Source organism: Streptomyces sp. NPDC002125 (genome assembly GCF_053593715.1).
Genome location: NZ_JBSFDD010000009.1, coordinates 100614 through 124964 on the forward strand (window position 1 = coordinate 100614; position 24351 = coordinate 124964).

18 protein-coding genes are annotated in these 24351 nt (G+C 70.6%); 11 read left to right on the forward strand and 7 right to left on the reverse strand.

Annotated elements, in window-relative coordinates; all coding sequences use genetic code 11:
* Nucleotides 1-2: 2 nt before the first annotated feature.
* Genes ACWCQM_RS17750 through ACWCQM_RS17780 form a run of 7 tightly spaced genes read right to left on the reverse strand, consistent with a single transcriptional unit; the run spans nt 3 to nt 12714 of the window.
* A complete protein-coding gene (locus ACWCQM_RS17750; RefSeq protein ID WP_450916172.1) occupies nt 3-1649 on the reverse strand; it encodes a condensation domain-containing protein in 1647 nt (548 codons plus the stop codon).
* Nucleotides 1646-4222, reverse strand: coding sequence for an FkbM family methyltransferase (locus ACWCQM_RS17755; RefSeq protein ID WP_450916173.1), 2577 nt, complete (start codon nt 4220-4222; stop codon nt 1646-1648). Before ACWCQM_RS17755 ends, ACWCQM_RS17750 begins: the two co-directional genes overlap by 4 nt.
* Nucleotides 4215-5171, reverse strand: a complete 957-nt coding sequence (locus ACWCQM_RS17760; protein WP_450916174.1) for a TauD/TfdA family dioxygenase — start codon at nt 5169-5171, stop codon at nt 4215-4217. Before ACWCQM_RS17760 ends, ACWCQM_RS17755 begins: the two co-directional genes overlap by 8 nt.
* Nucleotides 5168-6412, reverse strand: coding sequence for a hydantoinase/carbamoylase family amidase (locus ACWCQM_RS17765; RefSeq protein WP_450916175.1), 1245 nt, complete (start codon nt 6410-6412; stop codon nt 5168-5170). The genes ACWCQM_RS17760 and ACWCQM_RS17765 overlap by 4 nt, the downstream gene beginning before the upstream one ends.
* Nucleotides 6412-9498, reverse strand: a complete 3087-nt coding sequence (locus tag ACWCQM_RS17770) for an amino acid adenylation domain-containing protein (protein WP_450916176.1) — start codon at nt 9496-9498, stop codon at nt 6412-6414. The genes ACWCQM_RS17765 and ACWCQM_RS17770 overlap by 1 nt, the downstream gene beginning before the upstream one ends.
* A gap of 32 nt (nt 9499-9530) precedes the next feature.
* Complete coding sequence (locus ACWCQM_RS17775) at nt 9531-10718, reverse strand: cytochrome P450 (protein WP_450916177.1); 1188 nt, start codon at nt 10716-10718, stop codon at nt 9531-9533.
* 1 nt (nt 10719) lies between these two features.
* Nucleotides 10720-12714, reverse strand: a complete 1995-nt coding sequence (locus tag ACWCQM_RS17780) for a carbamoyltransferase C-terminal domain-containing protein (protein ID WP_450916178.1) — start codon at nt 12712-12714, stop codon at nt 10720-10722.
* 290 nt (nt 12715-13004) lie between these two features.
* Here ACWCQM_RS17780 and ACWCQM_RS17785 point away from each other — a divergent pair, with 290 nt between their 5' ends.
* The 11 genes from ACWCQM_RS17785 to ACWCQM_RS17835 all read left to right on the forward strand — a co-directional run bounded on the left by ACWCQM_RS17785 (nt 13005) and on the right by ACWCQM_RS17835 (nt 24340).
* On the forward strand, nt 13005-14426 hold the full coding sequence (locus ACWCQM_RS17785) for a hypothetical protein (RefSeq protein WP_450916179.1): 1422 nt from the start codon (nt 13005-13007) through the stop codon (nt 14424-14426).
* Nucleotides 14427-14627: 201 nt separating this feature from the next.
* Nucleotides 14628-16517 (forward strand): ATP-binding cassette domain-containing protein, encoded by a 1890-nt coding sequence (locus ACWCQM_RS17790; RefSeq protein WP_450916180.1) that lies wholly within the window; start codon nt 14628-14630, stop codon nt 16515-16517.
* Nucleotides 16518-16619: 102 nt separating this feature from the next.
* Entirely contained in the window at nt 16620-18095 is a 1476-nt protein-coding gene (locus ACWCQM_RS17795; RefSeq protein WP_450916181.1) for an NUDIX domain-containing protein, read from the forward strand.
* Nucleotides 18083-18871: a class I SAM-dependent methyltransferase gene (locus ACWCQM_RS17800; RefSeq protein WP_450916182.1), complete on the forward strand. Its 789-nt coding sequence runs from the start codon at nt 18083-18085 to the stop codon at nt 18869-18871. Before ACWCQM_RS17795 ends, ACWCQM_RS17800 begins: the two co-directional genes overlap by 13 nt.
* Nucleotides 18868-20178 (forward strand): MFS transporter, encoded by a 1311-nt coding sequence (locus ACWCQM_RS17805; RefSeq protein WP_450916183.1) that lies wholly within the window; start codon nt 18868-18870, stop codon nt 20176-20178. The genes ACWCQM_RS17800 and ACWCQM_RS17805 overlap by 4 nt, the downstream gene beginning before the upstream one ends.
* On the forward strand, nt 20168-20299 hold the full coding sequence (locus tag ACWCQM_RS17810; RefSeq protein ID WP_450916184.1) for a hypothetical protein: 132 nt from the start codon (nt 20168-20170) through the stop codon (nt 20297-20299). The genes ACWCQM_RS17805 and ACWCQM_RS17810 overlap by 11 nt, the downstream gene beginning before the upstream one ends.
* 50 nt (nt 20300-20349) lie before the next feature.
* A complete protein-coding gene (locus ACWCQM_RS17815; protein ID WP_450916185.1) occupies nt 20350-20880 on the forward strand; it encodes an HIT family protein in 531 nt (176 codons plus the stop codon).
* Complete coding sequence (locus tag ACWCQM_RS17820) at nt 20877-21713, forward strand: class I SAM-dependent methyltransferase (RefSeq protein WP_450916186.1); 837 nt, start codon at nt 20877-20879, stop codon at nt 21711-21713. The genes ACWCQM_RS17815 and ACWCQM_RS17820 overlap by 4 nt, the downstream gene beginning before the upstream one ends.
* Nucleotides 21710-23125, forward strand: coding sequence for a phosphotransferase (locus ACWCQM_RS17825; RefSeq protein WP_450916187.1), 1416 nt, complete (start codon nt 21710-21712; stop codon nt 23123-23125). The genes ACWCQM_RS17820 and ACWCQM_RS17825 overlap by 4 nt, the downstream gene beginning before the upstream one ends.
* An 8-nt stretch (nt 23126-23133) precedes the next feature.
* The gene (locus tag ACWCQM_RS17830) at nt 23134-23787 is read left to right on the forward strand and encodes a 3'-5' exonuclease (RefSeq protein WP_450916188.1); all 654 of its coding nucleotides are present in this window, start codon (nt 23134-23136) and stop codon (nt 23785-23787) included.
* A gap of 127 nt (nt 23788-23914) precedes the next feature.
* A complete protein-coding gene (locus tag ACWCQM_RS17835) occupies nt 23915-24340 on the forward strand; it encodes a hypothetical protein (protein WP_450916189.1) in 426 nt (141 codons plus the stop codon).
* The last annotated feature ends 11 nt before the right edge of the window (nt 24341-24351 follow it).

Below are 24351 nucleotides of genomic sequence, written 5' to 3' on the forward strand. Positions count from 1 at the left end.
CGTCAGCGCTGGACCGGCGTCGCCGGCGCGGTGTGGTCGTCGATGAGGGCCGCGAGGGTTCGCAGGGTGGGTGCCTGGTAGAGGTCGCGGGGGTGGATCTGCGCGGCGAAGGTCTCCCTGATGGCTGCGACCAGGAGCGCCGCGAGAAGGGAGCTTCCGCCGATGTTGAAGAAGTGGCTGTCGGCGCTGATGTCGTCGGTGCCCAGCAGTTCGGTCCACACCCCCGCCAGACGCTGCTCGGTTGGGGTGAGCTCGTCCGATGTCACCTGGCTGGCGGGCTGTCGGCTGTGGTGGAGGGCGGAGCTCGGGAGCTGGTTGAGGGGGGCGTCCGGTTCGCTGAGCACCGCGGTGAGGACGGCCTGGAAATGGTCGAGGAGGTGGTGTGCGGTGGCGGCGGTGAGCTGATCGGCTCGGTAGGTTGCCCGGCACGCGATCATCTGGTTGCTGGGCCACAGGTGCAGCTCGAACGGGTACCTGGTGTCGGCGCGGTCGATGGGCCAGGGTGCCGCGCTGAGGGCGTGGAGGTCGATGTCGGCGGCGGGGAGATTGTCGTAGGCGAAGGAAAGGTGCGTCAGCGGGCCGATGCGGCCGGCATGGTCGGCAGCGAGTTGCGCGGCGATCTCGGCGATGGGTGCGTCTGCGTGGTCGAGCGCGTCGATGACCTCTTCACGGACCTGCCTGACCAGGGCAGTGAAGGTGGTGGTGGGCGCGATGCGGCTGCGGATCGGCAGGACGTTGACGAAGAATCCGATGAGGTTCTCGAAGTCGGCTGTGGGACGGTCACCTCGCGGCGTGTTGACGATCAGGTCCTGACGGCCCAGCGCGGTGCCCATGGCAGCGACGAAGGCCGCGTGCAGCACGATGAACTCGGTGGAACCGGTGCGTTGGGCGAGCTCGAGCAGCTGACTATGGGACACACCGACCGACGGGATCCGGATCTCCCGGGCGCTGCCCGGCGGATCGTCGGTCTCCTCTGCCTCCAGTAACGGGGGCTGGTCTGCGACACCGCGCAACTGCTCGCGCCAGTACGCCAGATCCGTGGCGATGCGCGGCCGGTCCCGGGTCTCGGTGACGTAATCGCCGAAGTCCACGGACAGCTTCGGGATGTCCGCGGTGGTACCGGTGGTGTGGGCGGTGTAGAGGGCGGACAGTTCCCGGGCGAAGACGGACTTCGACCAGCCGTCGCACACCAGGTGGCTCATCAGCCAGAACAGCACGTGCTCGTCAGCGCTCAGGCGCAGCAGCATGACCTTGAACCCGGGCTCGCCGGCGACGTCGAAGGGGCGCGCGGCCTCGGCTTCGACGATGCTGCGGGCCGCCCCCGGCCTCTCCGCGGCCGGGACAGGCTGAAGGTCGACCACGGGCAGCGGCACCGGGCTCGCCGGGTGGACCAGCTGTGCGGGGAGCCGGTCCTGTGCGAGCGATGACGGCTCGATGGCGGGAAAGGTGGTACGCAGCACGTCGTGCCGCTCGGCGATGCAGTCCAGGGCCAGCCGGAGCGCGTGGACGTCGAGGGCCCCGGTCAGGCGGACAGCGGTCGGCACATTGAGGGCGACCGGTCCGCTCGCGGCGGTCTGCAACAGCATGCCTTGCTGGCCAGCGGTGAGCGGGCGGCGCCTGGCATGGGGCGGGGTGGCTGAGGCCGTCATGGGGCGGTGTCCTCCTGAGAACGAGTGAGCGCGGCGCAGAACGCGTCGAGGACGGGGTGGTCGAACAGGGCGCGCACGCTCAGCTGCGGGTGCCCGCTGCGGCGCAGCCGGCTGACGACACGGGCCGCGGACAGAGAGGTGCCGCCGCTGAGGAAGAAGTGCTGCCCCGGGGCGACTGGGCGGCCGAGGATCTCGGACCAGAGGGCTGCGACCGCCTGGACCTGCGGGTCGTCGGCGTTGTGGTGACCGGCTGCGCTCTGTCCGGAAGCGGGAGCGGCGGCGAGCAGACGTGCCACCGCCCGGCGGTCGGGCTTACCGCTGGGGGTGCGCGGCATCCGAGCCAGCCCGGTGACGGCGGCCGGGCGATGGGAGTGCGGCAGGCGGCTATTCACCCAGGCGAGCAGGTTGCGCTCGTCGAGGAGGACGGCCTCACAGACCGTGCCCGAGGTGGCAGCCGGTGAGGCGGGGCTTCTGGCGTAGCTGGGGCGGCGAGCGTACAGGTAGTGCAGGCTGGCGCCCTGTGACATGGGGTCGGCTTCGGTGACCGTGTGGAACCCTCGGGTGTGGAGCTGGTGTACGAGGTCGGCGAGCCGGCCGTCGATGTCGTGCACCTCGGCGACGATCTGGTGGATACGCGGCCAGTGGCGCTCGTCGACGCCGGCGAGGACGTCGGCCTCGGCCTTCTGCACGTCGATCTTCAGCAGGTCAACCTCGTTCACCCCGGCGGTATCGAGTACCTCGGACAGACGCAGGACTCGGCAGGGGAACAGGTGACCGCGCAGCTTCCTCTCGATGATGTCGGCGGCTTGCTCGCGCCATGCCTCGGCGTCGTCCACTGCTCCCGTCTGTATTTCGCGGCGGGCGATGGCATGCAAGGTGGCGGCCTCAGCGACGGGGTCGGGGTGGAGGGTGGACAGCCCGGTCGCCCCCGGGTACCAGGTGATCTCGGCGGTTCCACTGCGGCGGCCGAGGGCAGCTCCGAGGAGTTGCACGGTGGCGGCTGCGTTCAGCTGCAGGTTCGCGGCGCACAGCTGGTAGGTGGGCGGGCACGGTTCGAAGGCGAGGACCCGGGCGGCACGCTGGGCCACGGACAGGGAGAACAACCCGATGTTCGCCCCGGCATCGATGACCGTGGCGTCGCTCGGTACGACGATGCCGTGCCGCTCGTACACGCGGTGCCGGTAGATCTCCTCGTACATGTGCGTGGTTTCGGGCGGGTTGGCCTCGAGGACGCGCAGTTGCGCATCGAGCTGGCGCAGGGGGTGGGCGCTGTCGTCGATCAGGTGTCCGGGACGCAGCTGGACGGCGACGTGAATGCGCGGGTCCTGGTCAGGGGCGGTGAGCGGGATGGCGACGGCCTCCAGGACGGCCGGGTGGGTACGCAGAGTTGTCTCGACCGCGTTCAGGTCGACCAGTTTCCCGGCCACCTTGACCTGGCGATCGGCGCGGCCGGTCAGCACGATCCGGCCGGCCTCGTCGACGCGGGCGAGGTCGCCGGTGAGATGCCAGCGGCGGCCCTCCCGGGTTGCGAACCGGGTGTCCTGTTCGCCCTGCTGATAGCGGTAGCCGCGGGCCAGTCCGGGGCCGGACACGGCCAGCATCGCGCTTCGTCCGTCGCCGGGTTTTTCCTGCCGCGGGTGGAGCGCGACGTGGGTGCCGGGCAGAGGGTCGCCGATCGGGAGGTAGCCGTCTCCCGGCAGGGCCGACGCGGTCACCAGATGGGCGGCGATGATGCCAGCGGTCTCGGTCAGCCCGTACATCGCGAAGAACCGTGACTCGGGCAGCAGCGTGGTCCAGCGCCGGGCGAGAGCGGCGGGGATGGGTTCGCTGGCGGCCATGATCCGGCTCAGGCCGGTGGCTGCGAGCGCGTCCGGCTCCTGGGTGTCGGCCAGCAGAGCCAGAAGGGAGGGGACGGTGTCGAGGCTGGTGATGTGCTCGGTGGCGATGAGCGCGAGCAGGGCGTCGGGGTCCTGGCGCTGCGTCTCGTCGGCGACGACGACGCTCGCGCCGTGGAGCAGGGGAAGGAACAGTTGCCGGACCGAGGAGGAGAAGCTGAGGGGGGCCAGGAGCAGGCAGCGGTCCTCGGGGGTGATCTCGGTGAGCTGGTTCAGGGCCGCGAGGTTGTGCAGGACCGCTTGGTGCGGAACCTCCACCAGTTTCGAGGCCGCGGCTGTGCCGGATGTCGGCATGACGTAGGCGATGCCGTCGGTGACAGGGGCCTCGTCGGGCGCGAACGGGACGAGGGTGGCGTCGCGGAGGAGGAAGTGCGGCTTGGCCCGGCCGGTGATCTGCTCCGGGTCGTGCGCGGGGTCGAGCGGAAGGTAGGCACATCCGCAGGCCATGACGGCCAGCAGATCCAGGAGCGCGGGCACGGACTGTGAGACGTCCACGCCGACCAGGGCACCTGGCGTCAAGCCCTGTTGGCGAAGGGTATCGGCGTGCTCGCGGATGTGATCGGTCATCTGGCTGTAGGTCAGTCGGTCGCCGGGTAGCCGCAATGCGGAGACCTCGGGCTTGGCGCGGGCGACGGTCTGCAGTGCGGCGATCAGGTCGGCGGGGGCCCGGTCAGACATGGAACGTCACCGCCTTGACATCGGCGGCGGCGACCGGCCCGCCCATCGCGACCAGGATGGTCCGCTCGCCCTGGAAGGCGCGGCGGCCGTGGGCGGTCAGCATGTTGTCCAGCAGCAGGACGTCCCCGAGCTGCCAGTCGAACTGGTGGGTCTCCTGACGCAGGACGGTACGGGTCACAGTGAGCAACTCGGCGGGGATCTCCGCGCCGACGCCGGCGCGCGCGTGCATCGGCATCTGCTCGCCGAACAGGTCCCGCCACAGCTCCTCGCGCTCGGGACCGCCGTGGGAGGCGTGCCACAGGTGCATCTGGTTGAACCACACCGGCTCGCCGGTGACCGGGTGGCGGATCGCGGTCGGCAGGCTCTGGGCGGTGCGCAGGGTGTCGTCGGGCAGCCAGTCGTGGTCGATGCCGTGCTCGGTGCAGTAGCGGCTGACCTCGTTCTTGTCGTCGGTGCCGAACGACTGCCGCCAGCTGACACCTGGCCCGTCTGCGCTTGTCTGGTGGCGGATGTAGGTGACCTGGTCGGGGATCTCGCCCGCGGCGGCGGTGACGCGGGCGAAGACGGTGCGGCCGTCGACGAGCGGGGTCTGTCCGCCCTGCCCGAGGGCCGGCGGCTGTGCGCAGTAGAACGCGATCCGGGCCGGCCACAACGGGCTGTAGGCGAGCTCATGGTGCGGCGGAATGTCCTGCGTGCTGTCCCATTCGGTGCTGGTGTAGACGCCGTCGGTGACAGGGGTGCGCGGGGAAGCGCCGTGGACGTAGGGCAGGAGGTCGCCCAGGAAGGGGCGGACGGCGTGCCTGAACTCCTGCGGGCCGCTCACGGTGAACCCGCGCAGGAGGACCGCGCCGGTGGCGGCGAGCGCCCGCTCTACCTGGTCCGCGTGCTGGCCGGTCCAGGTGGCGAGCGGGACGGAGGTCGGTGCGGTGAGGGTGTGCGGGATGGTCATGCAAGGCTCCCCGGGTGTGAGGTGAGCGCGAGCGCTGTGTCCTGGAGCATCTGTGCGCCCAAGACCAGGTCATCGGGGCTGGTGTCCTCGTGCGGGACATGGCTGACGCCACCGACGCTGGGCACGAAGATCATCGAGGCAGGGGTGATGGCCGCCATCATCTGAGCGTCGTGCCCGGCTCCGCTGGTGAGGGTCAGCGTCGGCACCGCGCGCCGGGCGGCCGCCGCGGCGATCGACCGGCGCAGGGCAGCGTCGGTGAGCACTGGCTTGGAGGATGCGGCTCGGGTGCACGAGGCCTTCACCGTGCGGCGCTGCGCGATGCTCTCGATTCGGCGCACGGCCTCGCTGGCCGCCTGGTGCAGCTGCCCTTCATCGGCATCGCGCACATCGACGGTCAGGTGCACGAGGCCCGTGATGGTGTTCGGCGAGTTGGGGGCGGCCTCGAGCCGGCCGACTGTGGCCACCTGGCACCAGTCGGCGGCGGGCAGGTCTTCGACAGCGAGGACGATCTCCGCGGCGGCGGTGAGCGCATCGGAGCGGCCGTGCATCGGGGTGGTGCCGGCGTGCGCGGCTGCGCCCATGAGCTCGACTTCCAGTTGGACGCGTCCCACGATGGCGTCGACGATGCCGATGGGTATGCGCTCGCGTTCCAGGACCGGGCCCTGCTCGATGTGCAGTTCGAGGTAGGCCAGGAGCTGATGCGGGTCCAGGCGGGCCTGGTCGATGGCGTCGAGATTGCCGCCGGCCTGGGCAATCGCGTCCCGCAGGAGGGTGCCGTCGTAGGCGGTGGTCGCTGCCGCGGGCGTGGACAACTGTCCGCTGGCGGCCAGCGATCCCCAGAACGGCTGCGGGTGCAGCGCCCCTTCCTCGTTGGCGAAGGCGACCGCGGTGACCGGGTGCGCAAGGCTGAGGGAAGTGAGGTTCTCGACGGCCTCCAGAGCGGAGACCACGCCGTAGACCCCGTCCAGCGGACCGGCGTCGACGACGGTGTCCAGATGCGATCCCAGAACCAGCGTGGTCGTACCGGGATGCGGGCGCGGCCCGAGCCACAGATTCCCAGCGGCATCCACGGCGGTGGGCAGACCCGAGTTCTCGGCTTCTCGGACCATGTAGCGGCGGGCTTCGAGGTCCGCAGGGCTGAAGCCAGGGCGGGTCACACCGCCGCTCTCGGACCGGCCGATCTGGGCGAGCTCCGTGAGGCGGCGCAGGAGCCGGTTTCGGTTTACGGGCTGGGCGGGCATCAGTTCACCTCTCCTTCCGGTGTCGTCGGCGCGTCCGCGTGGTGGAGCCGGCGGGCCTCGGCCGTGTGAACGCACAGCTCCCCCAGACTCGGAGACCGGTCGACGGCATTCAGAGCGACCCGGGCCGGCAGGGAGAGGGTGCGGGCGAGCACGAGGGCGGCACCGGTCGTCCAGGACAGCGTGTTGGGCAACTCGCTCGCGGCGTCAGCGGCTGGCTTCAGGCCCAGGGCATCGGTCACCTGCTGGCCGACGACGTTGTCCACGGCGGCCTGTCCGGTGGCGTGGGGCCTGGCGTTTCCGGGCGCCGGTAGCGCGGAGCGGTCGACCTTGCCGTTGGCGTTGAGTGGGACGGCGGGGATGGCGATCAGGTGGGTGGGGACCAGGTGCTCGGGCAGTCGCGTGGCCAGGTGCTGACGGAGCAGGACGCTGTCGACCGGCGTAGTGGCGACGTAGTAACCGGCCAGAGCCAGGAGTTCGCGGCGGCTGCCGACCGCCGTGACGACGGCCTCGGTGACCTGCGGGTGGCTGGTCAGCGCGGCCTCGACCTCGGCGGGTTCGACGCGGTATCCGCGGATCTTGACCTGCTGGTCCCGTCGCCCCAGGAACTCGATGCTCCCGCCGGGCTGCCAGCGGCCGATGTCGCCGGTGCGGTACATCCGGGCAGCCGGGTCGGTGGCGAAGGGGTCGGGCAGGAATCTCTCCGCGGTCAGCTCTGGCCGGCCGCGGTAGCCGCGGACCACGCAGGCGCCGCCGATGTACAGCTCGCCGGGGACACCGACGGGCACGGGCTGCTGGTCTTCGTCGAGGACGTACATGGTGGTGTTGGCGATCGGGCGGCCGATGGGGACGAGCTCCGCGCCGAGATCGACGGTGTCGTCGATCGTGTGGACGCTGTTGCCGACGGATGCTTCGGTGGGCCCGTATTCGTTCAGGATCCGTGCGTGCCGGGTCGGTTCCCGGTCACGCCAGTGCGCGAGGGTGCGGGTCGTGAACGCGTCGGCACCCACCGCCAGCATGTCGGCCAGTTCCTTGGCCTGCTCCGTGGTGAGGAGCTCGGCCAGTGCGTCGAGCTGTCCGGGGGTCAGTTTCAAGAATGCGAACGGAGCGTTCTCCGCCAGCGCCTCGGTGATCTGAAAGAGGTCGGCTCTCTCCGGGATCATCAGAACGCGCTGCCCGGCGAGCAGTGGCGCGTACAGGTTCGGCACGACCATGTCGTAGGCGACGCTGGAGAACACCGCGCCGCCGCCAGTGCGCTCGCCGATGTACTGCTCGACGCACCAGTGCAGGTAGTTCACCAGGCCGCGGTGGGGCACCTCGACGCCCTTGGGCAGACCGGTGGACCCGGAGGTGTAGATGACGTAGGCCAGGTCGTCACCGGTGACTTCCGGAAGTTCCGTCGGGGCGTCGGAATCAGTGTGGCCACTGGCCAGGTCCCGGATTTCCGAGGCCGTCCACGGGCCGCCCGGGGTGCTGGCGGCGTAGGTGGCGTCGCTGAGCACCAGGGTGACCTTCGCGTCATGCAGCATGTGCACGGTCCGGCTCTCCGGCGCGAGCGGATCCAGCGGGAGGTAGGCCGCGCCGGCCTTCATGACCGCGACGAAGGCCACCAGCAGGTCCGCGTTCCGGCTCGCCCGGACAGCGACGATCGCCCCGGGGCCGATGCCGAGCCGGGCGAGCCGGGCCGCGACTCGGGCCGCGCGCTCGTCCAGGTCGCGGAACGTCAGCTGCTGGTCCGGGTCCTGGACGGCGACGTGGCCGGGCGTGCGGCGTGACTGGTCTTGCAAGAGCTGGTGCAGCGGAGTCTGCAGGTCCCAGCCGCGGTGCGACCCCTGCCAGGCGGCCAAGGTCAGGTTCTCGTGCGGCTGTATCAGGATCCGCGGCTCAGCGGAGCAGGGCGGCAGGGCCAGGGCGGTTTGGTGGACCTCGCCCAGTGCCCGCATCTGTGCCGGGCTCAGGCGCGTGGAGACGAGCTGCAGCTCGGTGGTTCCGGTGCTGGGGCAGTGGATCAGGTGCAGCAGCACCGTTGCGTCCGCCGGGTGGGTGGTTGCCGGTCCGAGCGCGGTGCCTCCCAGCGGGATGAGCTCGCTGGTGTCGGGGTCGGCCAGGTCGGCGGCGGGCCCGTGTTCGTCGACGAGGACCTGGGTGTCCAGGACGTCCACCACGCCGAGCTTCCGAGCGATCTCGTAGAGGGTGGCCGAGGACGCCGCAGTCAGTAGGGCGTGGCCAGCACCGGCCTGATCGTCGTCGAGGCGGCCGGTGCTCTCGGTCGACGGCACGGGGAAGCTGGTCACGATCAGGCGGTGGCGGCTGCTCAGTTGGACGGCGATGTTCGGGGCCGGGCGGCCGGTGGCGATACGCACCGCCGCGAGATGCGCATTGATCAAGGACGCCAGCGAGTGGCCGGTGCCGACCGGCACCCGGGCCTGGGCCGGGGCACCCGGTGAGGAGGCGGCTGTGTCGCAGGCTGAGTCCGTGGGCTCGGTGATCCAGAACCGGGGCTGCTGCGCCCCGTCCTGCACCTCCGCTACCGCCGCAGGCGGCACGGCTGACGGCAGCGTCAGCTCGGCTGCGTTCCGGTGGGACACGGCGTCCTGCTGGTGGTAGCGGTGCAGGACCATGGCCAGCGCCTGAGTTTGCTGCTCCAGAGTCAGTGCGGCCGGGTTGTGGACCAGCAGGAGAGCGGCGGCAGCGGGGCCAGTGATCAGCCCGAGGCGTACGGCCGGCGACAGTGTCTCGGGGTCGGGATCCACCTGGGTGACCTCGTTCCCCCAGGACGTGGCCAGCGCGCCGATGGCCTTCGTCAGGGATTCCGCGGGTGCATCGCCGAGGTCGTGGACGGTCAGGGGCGGCGGCTCGTCCAGGAAGCGCCACACAGGCGTGGTCTCGCACAGGGCCAGCGCCTTGCGCAGCCCGGGCAGATCCGTGGCAGCGGCACGGTAAGCGGCTTCCAGGCGTCCGCGGTCGGGGACGAAGGAAAGCTGGAGGTGGACGACGGCGGCCCCGGCGCGGACACCTACGCGCAGCAGCGTCAGCTCGTCCGCATCCAGGGTCCCTGCCAGGGCCGATGACGTTGCGGAGGTGGTCATGGTGCTCTCTTTCGGCAGTGTGTGGAGGCCGGTCAGCTGAGCAGGGTGACGGGCAGGTAGTCGTAGCCCCAGGTGCGCAGAGAACGGGACCGTCGGCCGGGTCCCGCCGGGTCGAGTTGGATCACGCGCTGCGCCATCGCGTCGAGCAGGCAGGTGAGGGTCAGCCGCGCAAGCCAGGCCCCGAGGCAGTGGTGTGAGCCCATCCCGAACGACAGGTGGTGGTTGGGATGGCGTCCGATGTCGACCCGGTCAGGGGCGGGAAAGACGCTGGGGTCGCGGTTGGCGATCGGGTGCCAGGCCGTTATGCGTTCCCCCGCTCGGATCTTGGTGCCGCCGATGGTGAGGTCCTCGGTTGCTGTCCGCATCACGTTCAGGCTGGGCGCGCTGAGGCGAAGGACCTCCTCCACCGCGCCCGGTATCAGTTGCCGGTCGGTGCGCAGTCGCTGCCACTGCTCGGGCGCCGCGATGAAGGTGTTGGCCGCGCCCACCAAGGCCTGCCGTGTCGTCTCGTGCCCGCCGGCGAGCAGCAGGTGCGCGTTGTAGAGGATCTGTTCCAGGCCAAGATCCTCCTGCTTGTCGGCGCGCAGCCGGGCAAGTACTCCCTCGCCTGCGTCGGGACGGTGCAGGAGCCGCTGGAAGTAGAGGAACAGCTCAGTGTTGGCTTCGGCCACGTCCTGGTGGCTGGGTTCGGGCGTGAGAAGCGGGCCGAAGCTGGAGCCGAAGGCCGCGGCGGTCCACTGGGAGATCTGCTCGCGGTCGGCGGCGGGGATTCCGAGGATCAGACCGGTCAGGGTCAGGGTCATCCGTGTGGCCACGGCCGTAGCGAAATCGACCTTCCCGGCCTGGAGTACCTCGTCGACCACCCCGCGTGCCGTCTCGGCCAGCGGTTCCTCGACGAAAGAGAGGGCATGGGGTGTCATGGCCCGGCTGAGCGCGGCCTTCATCCGGCTGTGTGTGCGGCGGTCGGACTGCACGAGCATCCGGCCGCGGGCCGGCTGGTCAGCTTCGTGCAGCTGTCCGACGTGGATTCCGTACTGACTGGAGAGCTGGCGCCGACTCCGGTACAGCTCGACGACGTCGGCATACCGCGTCAGCGCCCAGAACCCGGTACCAGCACCGGAGTTCCAGTAGACCGGGCAGCTGCGTTGCAATTCGCGTAGCTCTTCCAGACCTCCGGTGGTGGCGAACATGTCCGGGTCGGCGAGGTCGATACCGGGCACGTCAGCCTCCGTGGTGGGGGTCGTACTGTGCCATCGGCAGTTCCGGGGCCGTGTAGGCAGGGATGGCGTCCCAGTCCAGCAGCGCCCGTCGGCGCAGGTCGAGCGCCATCGTGACTGCCCGGTCCGGCTGCCAGCCGAGATGCTCGGCGGCCTCCCGAAGCGGGCGCTCGCCAGTGGCCAGGTCGAGCAGGAGCTCCTCGTCCGGATCGAGACCTGTGGTGCTGGCCCCCGGTGTACGGACTGGGCGCAGATCGAGGCGATCGGGGGCGGGGATCTCGGTCGTGCCGATGAACAGCCGGTCGAGCTGGCTGCCGAACAGGCAGTCGATCGCCTCCGCGGGGTCCTCGACGATCGGCTTGCCCCGGACGTTGAAGCTGGTGTTCAGCACCATCGGGATGCCGGTGAGCCGCTCGAACTCCGTGATGAGCGCCCGGAAGCCGCCGGGCAGGTCCGCGGCCACGGTCTGCAGGCGGCAGGTGCCGTCAACGTGGGTGATCTCCCGCACCTGCGGCGCCTTGTCGGGCCGAACGGGGCAGACCAGGAGCATGAACGGGCTGTCGTGGGAGGGCAGGTCGAACCACTGCGTTGCCTGTTCATGGAGGACCGAGGCAGCGAACGGCCGGAAGCCCTCGCGGAACTTGACCCGGGCGTTCAGCCGATCCTTCATCCCGGCGATCCCCGGGTGACACAGGATTGAGCGGGCTCCCAGAGCTCGCGGGCCAAGCTCGGCGCGGTCCTGGAACCAGCCGACGATTTCTCCGCGCGCGACGGCGGCGGCCGCCGCTTCGGCGGCGCTGCGCTCGTCAGCGTGGGTCACGGGATCCAGCCCGGTCTTCTGCGCGAGGGCCTGGATGGTGTCCTGCTGGCCGGTGACCTGAGACGGTCCGAGGTAGACGTGGGGCATCCGCGAGGTGAGTGCGGGGGCGGCGCGGCCGAGCAGGACTCGGTCGGCATACAGGGCGGCGCCGACGGCGTTGCCATCGTCAGTCGCAGCGGGGAAGACGAACAGATCCTCGGGCTGCAGCTCGGAGGCGATGCGTGTGTTCAGGGCACTGTTGAGGAAGCAGCCGCCGGCCAGCACGAGGCGGCGGGTGCCTGCCTCCTGCATGGTCCGGGCGGCCAGCGCCAGACAGGCGGCCTCGAACTCCCCCTGGAGCTGAGCGGCCAGGTCGAAGTGCTGGTGGCCGAATCCACTCCCGCTGTGTGAGGGGCGCAGCAGGTAGCCGTCGGTGGTCCGGGTGGCGAAGCCGAGGTCGGCGAGGTGGTCGGCGGCTCCGTCAAACCGGATCTGGTCCCCGTCGATGTGGATGAAGAGAGGCTCTTTCGACAGGGGCTTGCCGTAGCTGGCCAGGCCCATCGTCTTGCCGGCGTCGTCGTAGGTGGACCCAGGCTCGGCGAAGCCGAGAGCGAGCGTGACAGCCCGGTAGACCTCTCCGATGCCGGACAGGTCGGTCGGGATCCACAGTGCACCGTCCCGGCGGCGACCGGCGATCCGGCTGGAGGGGCGCACCATTCGCCACAGCAGCCTCGGCTCACCCGCCGGCTGGAAGAGGAACGCGCTCTCCTGCTCGCGGGCGTTCTGGCCGATACGTGAACCGTAGGCGTCGATGACAAGCGCGGCAGCCGGACGGTCTGCGGTGCTGCAGTAAAACGCGGCGCTGGCATGGGCGAGGTGGTGCCCGGGGTGGGGCAGTGCGAGCGCCGATCCCGGGTCCGTGAGCAGTCCGAGGCTCTCCAGCAGCCCGTTCTCCTCGCCCTGGCTGCGGGTCTCGGTGGAGGTCGCGATCCAGTGATCGACGTCCCGTCGGCCGAGGTCCTGGTCAGCGAGGATGGCGTCGATGAGGCGGGCCATAGCGGCGGGGTAGGCGTGGTGGGCGACGACGCCGCGCTTCACACCGGTGGTGCGTTCCAGGGCTAAGGCCCCGCGAAGTTGTCCGTCCACGATGAGCGCCGCGGCGCTGTCGTGGCTCATGTTCAAGCCGACGATGACGGTCATGAGGCTCCTCTTGGACAGGCGGAGAGCAGTAGGAGGCCACCGGTGCGAGAGGGACCTGAATGGCCGTCAACCCGACTGCTGATAGAGCCCTTTGAGGGTGCTGCGCACGTCTGCTTAGTCGCTAGAGCTCGATGCTGTGCAACCTGTGCAACCCGCTGCGGCCCCTCCCCGGTGCCGTCTAGGGCCGGGATGATCGAGCCACTTCCCCGGAACTACCCCGGGACAATTAGCCACGCGATGTACATTCTCCGTCACTCTCTGATGCGCCATCGTGTTGAAGGACTCTCCCCATGGCTCGGTCAAAAGAGCTCTCACCCAATCACCGGCTCGGACAGCTGATAGCCGAGACCGGATGGGACAGCGTCGGTGTTCTTGCCGACCGCGTGAACCGGCTACTCCACCAGGCCGGCAGCCGCCGCGTGATCCACCGCACCACCCCATACAAGTGGCTGCGTGGGCACGTCCCGAGTGGCCCCGTGCCGGCTCTCGTCGTCCGAGCGTTATCGACTGCTTTGGGTAGGGATCTCACCTTTGATGACGTCTGGGTGCATCGCGGTCCGACTACCGTCACCGAAGTGATCCGCGCACACGAGGGGCTCGATCAACCCTGGGACATCACCGGCCTGCACAATCTGCTGCAGGAACTGGACACGGTGCCCGCCCGCCGTGTGGTGCTGGCCGCCACAGGAACCGTACTGACAACGCTTGCCTGGCAGTCTCTCGCAGCCCCGACTCCCCGTCTCATCGCCCCACGCAAGCCGACCACCGCGGTCCCTCCATCCGCACTGCGGATCGTGGACAGCCTGGTCGCCTCCGCGCAGGCCGCTGACGACCGGGAAGGCAGCTCGGCCAGGCAGACCATCGGCATGTCCGTCCCGATCATTGTGAAGCTGCTCCAAGAAGGTGACTACTCCCCCGAAGCCGGTGCCCACCTGGCCCGATCCCTGGCTCAGGTCTGCCAGACCCTGGCCTCCATGCACCATGACGAACTCGCTGCTGGCATTTCCCAGCGCCTCTACCTCATGGCCTTGCGAGCCGCCCATGCCGCAGGCGATCAAGCCCTCGTCGCAAGCATCCTCGCTCGCATGTCAGGGCAAGCGGCTGACTACGGACAGGCCGCCGATGCCGTCCAACTCGCTGCAACAGCCACTGAGGCAGCCGCGCACGCCGCGCCGAGTGTGCGAGCGCTCGTCGCCGCCCGGAAGGGAATCGCCCACGCCAGCGCCCGGGAACTGGACGCCTTCGAGGCATCGATCGACGACAGTAACCGCTTCTTCGAACAAGTAGATCTTCAAGCCGAAGCCCCCTCCTGGGCTGGCCACGCCGACCGAACCGAACTTGACGCCATCGCCGGACGCGGCCTGGTCATTCTCGCCGCCAAGCGCACCGCTGACCCGTTGATCGTGTTGCCCCGGGCATCCGAGCTCTTACAGGCCAGGGCGCAGACACCGCTGGGGGGAGACCATCAACGCTCCGCCCTACGCCACGGAGCCCTCTACAGCCTGGCTCAAGCCCAGCTTGGGAATCTCGACACCGCCGTCGACGCAGCCGAGACCGCCCTCACCCGGTTGCCGACCGTTGCATCCACCCGAAGCGTCATGTTGCTACGCGATCTTGCCTTCTTCCTTGACCGGCACAGTGCAGTACACCCACGTGCCCGCACGATCGTTCACGACATTCAAGGCCACTGCCAGCGACTTCGCCTTCGCTAGGCGGCGAACACCACCCTCGGCGATTCGGCCAACGGTTCCGTTCCATAGACCTGTTGCGGGGATTGGGTCCGTGCATTCTCCATGTGGCTCCGGCCGCTCTATCTCGGGAAATCCGAAGCGACTCAAATACACCAGTTCGATATCTCGGCGTGGTCGTTGAACCTCACGATGATGCTGGACGACCGTTTAGGGGGACCCGCCTTGAGCTCGGCCGCAACGAACGAACAGCAGGAGACCGTGCCTCTGCCGCCCCCGCCAGCGGAGATCACGTACAGCGGGCAGTACTCCGTCAACCCGCTCGCCGAGGTCTCTTTCCGGCGGATGTGCGCCCAGATCCCGGCCGTCCTGGGCCGGATCGCGCGGCTGTCGTGGCGGACCGACCAGCGGGCCGTGCAGCTCCTGCTCGGCTGCCAGGTGGTCACAGGCGTCTCTGCCGCCGTACTGCTGGCCGCCACGGCCCGCGCCATGGCACCGGTCCTTGGGGACGGCACCGCCGGCGAGCGGCTGCGCGGCGCCCTGCCGGCACTGCTGGTGGTGGCGCTGGCCGCCGCGCTGGCACGCGCGGCGGGAGCGGTCGCCGCGTACGCCGAGCGGCGGATCACTCCGCGGCTGACCACGGAGACGGACACTGCGCTGGTCGAGGCGGTGTGCCGGGTGGAGGCCTCGGCCTACGCGGAGGACGGCTTCTCGGACCGGCATGAGGCGGCCGAGATGGGGGTGATCCGTACGCACGTCATGGTCACCGACGCGCAGCGGCTGGTGTCCGCGCTGATCCGCATGGTCACTGCGGGCGGCGTGCTGTCGGTGCTGAACCCGTGGATGCTGCCGCCGCTCCTGCTCGCGGTGCTGCCCGCCGGCGTGGGCGCCGTTCTGACCGCCCGGGTCGACTACGAGATCCACTACGCCAACATCGCCGACCGCAACGTGCGCGGCATGATGCGCTGGTGGGCGACCGAGTCGAAGTACGGCGACGAGGTCCGTGCCAACTCGATGACCGACTACCTCATCTACTGGTACCGGGCCCTGTCAGACCGGTGCGACCGGCGCACCCTGGCCGCCGCACCGCGGACCCTGCGGATCGCCCTGCTCTCCGCGCTGGCCGGCGGTGTCTTCCTCGTCGCGACTTGGGGCGCGCTGGCGTGGCTGGCGGTCTCCGGCCGTGTCGAGCTCGCGGTCGCGGCCACAGCGGTCATCGCCGTGCAGACCACGCTCGCCGCGCTGTCCCAGGTGGTCATCAACGGCGCCGCCGTCTTCCACACCAGCCTGTACCTCAGTGACATGCAGGCTTTTCTCGACGATGCCGCCGCCCGCGCCCCCAAGCGCGGCCCCCACGCGCATGCCGCACCGACCGAGGAGATCCGGCTCGAGGAGGTCGTCTACCAGTACCCGGGTAAGGACAAGCCGGCCGTGAACGGTGTCTCGCTCGCGCTGCGGCGTGGGCAGATCCTCGCGATCGTCGGGGCGAACGGGTCGGGGAAGTCGACGCTCACCCGGCTGCTGACCGGGATCTACCTGCCCGACAAGGGAACGGTCACGTGGAACGGCACCGACCTGGCCGCGATGGACCCGGCCACGGTGTGGGCGAACACCGGCCTGGTGCCTCAGATCTTCGCCCAGTGGCCGCTGCGGGTCCGTGAGAACGTCACCCTCGGCCAGCCCCGCACCCACGACGACGCCCCCGTGTGGGAGGCCGTCGACGCGGTGGGCCTGCGCGAGGCCGTCGAGGACCTGCCCGCCGGTCTCGACACCCTCCTGGCCCGCGACGTCTTCGGCGGCTCGGAACTCTCCGGCGGTCAGTGGCAGCGCATCGCCTGTTCAAGGGCCCTGTACAGGCGCCCGGGGCTGCTGATCCTCGACGAGCCCACCTCCCAGATGGACCCCCGCGGCGAGCACCAGATCTTCGAGCAGATCAAGGCCATCGCCGCGGACCGCATCACGATTATGGTCACGCACCGCCTGGAGAACACCAAGATCGCTGACCACATCGTCGTGATGGAGGACGGCCGGATCACCGAACAGGGCAGGTACGACGACCTCGTGCACGCCGGCGGCACTTTTGCCGAGCTGCTGGAGCTCTCCCAGGACCGCTGACCGCCACGCCCCGTCCCCTCGCTGACCGCCAACCCTCCCCTGCCCCCGTGCCCGGCTCAACCAGAGCCTGAGCACACCCGTCCCCTCAGCGCCGAGGTCCTGATGCCGCCCTCTTCTTCTCACATCCGTACCGTGGTCACCGCCTACCTCGACCGGCATCCCGGCGAACGGGACGCCCTGGCCGGCCTGCTGGCGGCGCTGGACGCCGCCGCCGAGCCGACCAGCCGCACCACCCTTCCTGCCCACATCACGTGCAGCGCCGTCGTGATCGACCGGCACCGGCGGGTCCTGCACATCCGCCACAAGGCGAGCGGAGGACTGCTGCTCGCCCCAGGCGGACACGTCGAGGCGGACGACGACACCCTCCTGGCCGCGGCCCTGCGCGAGGTCAAGGAGGAGACCGGGATCCCCGCCTCGGCTCTCGTCCTGACGCCCGAGCTCCAAGACGAGCCGATCGACATCGACGTCCACGACATCGACCCCAACCCGGCACGAGGCGAAGCAGCCCACCGGCACTACGACGTGCGCTTCGTCTTCTACCTCGCCGACGGTGCGCCCGAGCTCGCGCTGCAGGCCGAGGAGGTCACGGGATCGGCGTGGCTGCCGTTCGACGAAGTGTCCTCCCCGACGCTGCGCGAGAAACTCGCCGGCTCGGCTCTGGACGGGGTGATCGTTGCGGTGAACGCCTCCGCGATCATCCACGACGGCCAGGGCCGGTACTTGCTGCACTTGCGGGACGCCAACAAGCCGTGGATCTGGGAGCCCGGGTGCTGGTCGCTGCTCGGCGGCGGCCGGGAGCTGCAGGACCTTACCCTGCTCGACACGGTCCGTCGGGAGCTGCGCGAGGAGGCCGGCCTGACGGCCCTGGACCTGGAGCCGTACGCGGTCGAGCACGTCACCGGCACCAACGGCACAAGGGTTCAGATCCAGCTGTTCACCGGCCTGTGGAACGGCGACCCGGCCCGTCTGCCCCTCACCGAGGGCGTGATGCTCGCCTGGGTGCGGCCCGAGAAGTTCCCGTACATGACGATGCTGCCCTCGACCCGGGAACTGCTGGAGCAGCACGCCTCCGATCACCCCCTGCCCACCGACGGTCCGGTGGCGCCCGCAGGGACCGCACGGACGGAGGCGCCGTCCGGGACCGTGCTGAACGTGGTCGGTGTCCACCTCTACCTGGAGCGCGGCGGGCAGGTCCTGCTGGGCCTGCGGCATCCCGACTCGGCGTACGCGGGCGGCTCCTGGCACGTGCTGGCGGGCCACTGCGAGGCGGAGGCCGCGACCGCGTGCCTCGTGCGGGAGGCGTACGAGGAGGCGGGACTGGTCATCGAACCGGCCGACGTCGAGCTCGTCCACACCGTGCACATGAGGGACCAGCCCACGGACCCGCCCCGCGTCCAGCTCTTCTTCCGCGCCCTCCGCTGGGAGGGGGAACCGGAACTGCGGGAGCCGGACAAGTGCGTCCAGTGGGAGTGGTGGAACGTCAAGGACCTTCCCGAGCAGGTCGTCCCCTACACGCGCGCTGCGATCGAGGGCATTCGGGCCGGACGCGTCTACACGGAACTGGGATGGACGCGGTGACCGGATTCGACTCCGTGGGCGCTGCGTACGCCGTCCACTCCGACAGCGCGCGGGGCCGCCTACGTCACGACCTGGTGGAACGGCGGCTTCTCGCCGAGCTGCCGGCCGCGCCCGCTCGGATTCTGGACGTCGGCTGCGGGAACGGCGAGATGACGCTGCGCCTCGCCGCCGCCGGCCACCGGGTGACCGGCGTCGATCCGGCCGCCACCATGCTGGCGGCCGCGGCCGACCGTCTCGCGGCCCGGCCCGAGCTCGCCGACCGCGTCCAACTCGTCAACGCCGGCTTCGACTCCCTGTCCTTGGACGGGGAGCCGTTCGACGGGGTGTGCTGCCACGGTGTGCTGATGTACCTGGACGATCCCGGTGAGGCGGTCGCCCGTCTGGCTGGGCTGGTCGCGCCGGGCGGCCTGCTGAGCATCCTCGCCAAGAACCGCCGGGCCGTCGGCGTACGCGAGGCTCTCGCCGGAGACTCCGAGACCGCTTGCCGGCTCATCGTGTCCCAAGCGGACCGGAGCGTGGGCAATCTCGGCCGGGAAACCCGCGGTGACGACCCCGACGCCCTCGACCGGCTCGCCGCCGAGCACGGGCTGAGTCCGCAGCCGTGGCAGGGCGTGCGGATCTTCCATGACCACTTCGACGACACCTGGGCTCCGGATCCGGCCGCCTACGCAGCGGCACTGGAGCTGGAGTGGGCCGCGTCCTCGCGGAGCCCCTACCGGGACCTGGGCCACCTCGTGCACACCCTGGCCCGCCGACCGGGGCGGAGCCGATCGTGACGCCCACCAGCACCGTCCATGAAACGGCCGCGGAAGGCACGGCCGCCGTTCCCCTGCGCGCCAACAGGTCCTTTCGCGCTTACTGGGTCGGCGAGGCGGTGACCCTCGCGGGGTCATCGGTCCACGGCGTGGCGCTGCCGGTGATCGCGGTGCTGGAGCTGGACGCCTCCCCCGGCCAGGTGTCGCTGCTGGCCGCCGCGGCGACGGTCCCCGCGTTCGTTCTCGCGCTGCCCGCCGGGGTGGCCGGCGACCGGCACCCGAAGAAGAAGATCATGATCGGTACGGATCTCGCCGCAGCCGTGGTGGTGTCCGTGGTGCCGGTCTGCTGGGCCGTGGGCGTCCTGTCCGTGCCCGTGCTCTACGCGGTCGCCCTGCTGCTGGGGGCACTGACCGTGCTGCACCAGGCCGCGTCGATCGCCATCGTGCCCGAGATCGTCGACCGCGACCACATGCATCCGGCGAACGCGCGGATCGCCGGCGCCTTCTCCCTTGCGGACACGGCCGGTACCTACGGCGGCACCCTCGTCGTGGGCCTCCTCGGTGCGGGCCGCGCCCTGTGGCTGGACTCCGTCTCGTACCTGGTCAGCGCCTGGTGCGCCTCCCGGATCCGGCCCAGCGCGGCACGCCGGGCGGCTGACCGGCCCGTGAGGATGGGCGCCGCGATCCGCGAAGGGGTTCGCTACGTGATGCGCGATCCGATACAGCGTCCCCTGGTGCTCTCGCTCGCCGGCAACGCGTATGCCGACGGGATCGTCACGACGTACTTCGCGTACACGCTGCTCACCCGCCTGGACTCCGGCAGCACCGGTCTCGGCCAGGTCATGGGCGTAGCCGCCGCCGGCGGCCTCGCGGGGGCAGTGGCCGCCACCCGTCTCGTGGACCGGTTCGGGCCGGCACGCGTGATGCTGACCGGGTTCCTCGCCTACGCCGTGTGCGGCGTGCCCCTTCTCGTCGCCCGGCCGGAACCGGTGTGGCTCGGCGTGATCGCGGCCGCCGGCGCGCTCAGGACGGCGGCCGCGGTCGCCGCGGGCACGACACAACGGTCCCTGCGCCAGCAACTGTGCCCTCCCGAGCTGCAGTCCCGCGCGCAGCAGACCTCCGTCTGGCTGGTCACCGGATTGCGCCCGGCCGCCGCCCTCACGGCCGGCGCCATCGCCGCCGCCTCCTCCGTACATGCCGCCCTGATCGCCGGGACCTTGCTCTCCCTCGTGCCTGCAGCACTGCTGTGGGCCTCGCCAGTCCGCCGCCTGACCACCATGCCCGCTGCTGCGCCCACTCCCGGGAAGTACCCCGCTCATGGCTCTTGACCTCCACACGGCGACGGGCCGTCGGCGCACCGGCATGGTCGACCGGCTCACGGCCGACGGTGTCCTGACCGACTTGCTGCTACGCGACGTCGCCTTCGCCTACCAGCACGGCTACCTCTGACAGGCCGCACCGCACCACCCCACCAGCCGTATAGCAACGAGGAGTTACGGGTGCCCCAGCCACCGAACGTTCACCCCCAAGCCGTCAGCCCCGCCGTGCCGGGCGGCTGGCCCGAGACCTTCCTCCGCCACCGTGCTGGCGACGGCTGTCCCATGTGCGCGAACGACTACGCCGCGGACGACATCGGGTGGGGTGTCCTGCTCCGCCGCGGCGAGGTGGCCAACGCCTACCTGTGGAGAAGCGGACGCCTGCGCGGCTACTGCGTGCTCATCCACCGCGGTACCCCGCACGTGGCAGAGCCGACCGACCTGTCCGAAGCCGACGCGGCCGCCTACTGGCACGACACCCTCACGCTCGGCAGGGCCCTGACGGCCTTCTACGAGCCGGTCAAGCTGAACTTCTCCACGTACGGCAACGTCGTACCCCATCTGCACAGCCACATCTGCCCCCGGTACGCCGGTGACACCGACCCGGCGCCGGGCGGGCCGCTGCCCTGGGAGGACCTCGACAACGGGCGCCAGGACGAGGCGCAGCTGCAGGCCGACGCCGCTGCACTGCGGGAACTGCTGGAGGACGCGTGAGCACCCCGCCGCGCAACGAGCCCACGGGGCTGTTCACGTCGACGGCGGCGCACTACGCCCGCCACCGCCCCGGCATCCCGCCGGAGGCAGTCTCGCTCCTCGCCGACACGATGCGGGACGCCGGCCGCCCAGCCCTCCTCGACCTCGGCTCCGGCACGGGCCAGGTGCCTGCCGCTCTACTCCCGGCCGTTCCCCAGATCAACCGCGTGGACCTGGTCGACCCGGACCAGGACATGCTCCGTCAGGCCGCCGCTACTCTTGAACACCTTCTGGCCGGCCGTCGGGCCGGCTTCCACCCGGTGGCGGCCGAAGACTTCATGCCCCCGTTCGACGGCTACCGGGCGGCCCTGGTCACCTGCGCGCGGTCCTTTCACTGGATGGAGCGGTCCCCTGTCCTGAAGATGGTCCACCGTGTCACCACTCCCGGGGCCACGGTGGCGATCATGGGGGACGGCAGCCTGTGGACCTACCGGGCGGACTGGACGGCCGCGCTCAAGCAGCTGATCCAGTCCTACCTGGGCAAGGAGCGCCGCGCGGGCACGGGCGGCGTGTATGCCGGACCGGGCCGGCGGTACGAGGACGACCTCGCCGCGTCGGCGTTCAGCCAGGTCACCGAGCGCCGCTTCCCTGTCCGCCGTGTCTGGGCGCCGACTCAGGTCCTCGGCTACCTGCGCAGCACGAGCTTCGCCCGCCCGGACCTCTTCGGCGACCGCCACGACCGCTTTGAAGCCGAAGCCCTGGAGCTGCTGGAACGGCACAGCGAACACACCGGCCTCGTTGAGGAAGCGGTGTTCACCGTGCTGCTGGCCCGACGTCCAGGAGGCAAGGCGTGAGCGGCGGGCGGCACACCGTGCCGGTAGACGTGCACCTGCTCGCCGTCCGTGACGGAGATCGGGGCCCGGAAGTTCTGCTGTCCCGGCGGGCCGGCGACGTGTACGCGAGCGGGCTGTGGCACGCGCCGTCGGGCCATGTGGAGCTCGAGACCGTCGTCGATGCCGTGGTACGCGAAACGCTGGAGGAGACCGGTCTCGTCGTGGAGGCGGCGGACGTGCGGGCGGCGGTCACGGTGCACCACCGGCCGCCGGGCGGTCAGGCGAGGGTCGGGCTTTTCTTCGAGGTCCGCCGCTGGAGCGGCACCCCGCGGGTCGTGGAGAAGGACAAGTGCGACGCGATCGGATGGTTCGAGCTCGACGGGCTCCCGGAGCCGATGATCGCCTACTGCCGCGCCGGAATCGATGCCTACCGGGCCGGCGCGCCGGTCGCGCTGCACTTCCAGGAACCCGGCGATGCGATCGCCTACGACCCGGCTGCCGACCGCCTCGCCCTGGTTCCCGGCCACACCGACCGCAGGGCCGTACCGGAGGACGCGGTGCGCGCCTTCGTCGAACAGGCGGTGGGCCGGATCACGACCTGGAGCGATGTCTCCTGGGCCCGTGCAGAGAGCCGTGTATGGCGGGTGCGCGGCGCCGAGGGCGGCACCTGGTACGTCAAGATCCACCAGAACGACCGCTTCCACGACCGCGAAGTCGCCGCGCTCCGCGGCTGGGTCGGCGGGCTCGGCGCGGCCGCGCCCCGGCTGGTGGCCGCCGATGCGGGGCTGCGGGTCGTCGTGCTCACCGAGGTGGGAGGCCGGTCCCTGCACGGTGCCACGTATCCGCCCGAGGAGCAGCGCCTCATCTTCCGCCGGATCGGGCAGCTTGCGGCGGCCATCCACACCAGCGCCCCGGCCCGGACGGCTGGCGGCATGCTGCCCCTGGGGAAGCTGGAGCGGCACCTGGACGGAGCCCGGCCCTATCTCGCGCCCGGGGACGAGGAGTTCATCCGCACCGTGGCCGAGAAGGGCGCCGATCTGCCCGGGGTGGACGTGGTGCCCACGCACGGTGACTTCCAGCTGCGCAATCTCCTCTGGGACGGATCCGCCGAGGCCCTGCGCGTGATCGATTTCGAGCGGTCGGAAGACGGTCCGGCCGTACGGGACTTCGTGCGGCTGTCCGACGCGTGGCACGGTCGCCCCGACCTCCTCCAGGCCGTGATGGACGGCTACGGCCGCCCGTTCACCCGCGAGGAAGAGGACCAGCTCACGGTCTTGTCCGTCCTGGACGCTGTTTCCGGCATCGCCTACGGCGCCGCCCACAGAGACCCCGAGCTGGTGGAACGCGGCCACCGCACGCTGGCCCGGCTCCGCTCCACCCGACACCTTGTGGGGAAGTGGCTAGCGGCGGCTTGGCAGGAGGGGACGCTGTGAAAGAACTGATGAGCGATCCGCGTTTCGCCGGGACAACGCTCCTGGTGATCGACTTCGAGGGCCTTACCCCGGCGGGGCGACCCGCCGAGCCGGTCGAGGTCGCCGTGCTGGCACTGCGCCCCGTGGACCGGCGGCTGGCTGAAGTCGGCCGATTCGAGGAGCTGATGCGTCCGCCGGCTGACGTGCCTGTGACCGCGAGGGACGTCCAGCTCAAGGGCATTACCCAGCAGATGCTGTCCTCGGCAGCGTCGGCAGCCGAGGTGATGGCCCGGCTTGAGGCGCGCCTGACAGCGCCGCCGTACCGGTTGGTCGCCCATCACGCCTCCACGGAAGCCGGGATCATCGCCCGCCAGGCAGAGCACTGTCCCGTACTCGCGGCCACACCGTTGCTGGACACGTTGCGTCTGGCCAAGGCCGTGGTGCCCGGGCTCGGCTCGTACGGGCTGGACAGTCTGCTCGGCCACTACGGGATCGCCAAGCCGACCGGACGGCACCGGGCGATGCCGGATGTCGAGGTCACCGCCCAGGTGCTGGCCCGACTGCTGGAGGAAGGGTGTGCCGGTGGCCGGTGGCGCACGCTCCTCGAACTGGACGCGGCGGCTGGACTGCAGCCCAAACGGCCACCCTCGGGCACGGAGGCAGAGCAGAGTGCTCTGTTCTGACCCGGTTTCCTGCGCGGCGAGACCACGGAGCGGCTGGTGTCTCGGGGCCTATGCCCGCGGGTCCGGGCCGTGACAGGCACCCGCTCACGTCCGTTGAGCACAACGAAGAGAAACGAGGGAACGGAGCATGACCGCACCGGTGTTCACCGCCCCGGAAGCTGCCGAGGACGTCACGCGGATGCGCGGCGCTTTCGCGGTCGCGGTCGCGGTCCGCGCCTTACACCTCACGCCGTCGGGCACGGAGGTGTGGGGGTGGCAGGGACGCACGCTCGGGCGCCGCGCCGGTACGAGCTGGCTGAGGGCTGGGGCGATCGCGCCGGTCGGATACGACCCCGGCCTACTTCACGCCTACTCCCTGCCGGTATCGACCGTCGCCGCAGGCGTGCGGCACGAGTTCGCGGATGTCCTCGAAACCCCCGCGGGCCGGGCCTGTGAACTCGTCACCCTGGGCCAGCTCCTCCAAGCCTGCTCCCGGGGCGTCCACCCCCACCTCGCTCCGCTCGTCATCTGCAGGGCCGAGCACCTCATCGGTGCCCCCATCCCCACACCCTGACCACAACGGCG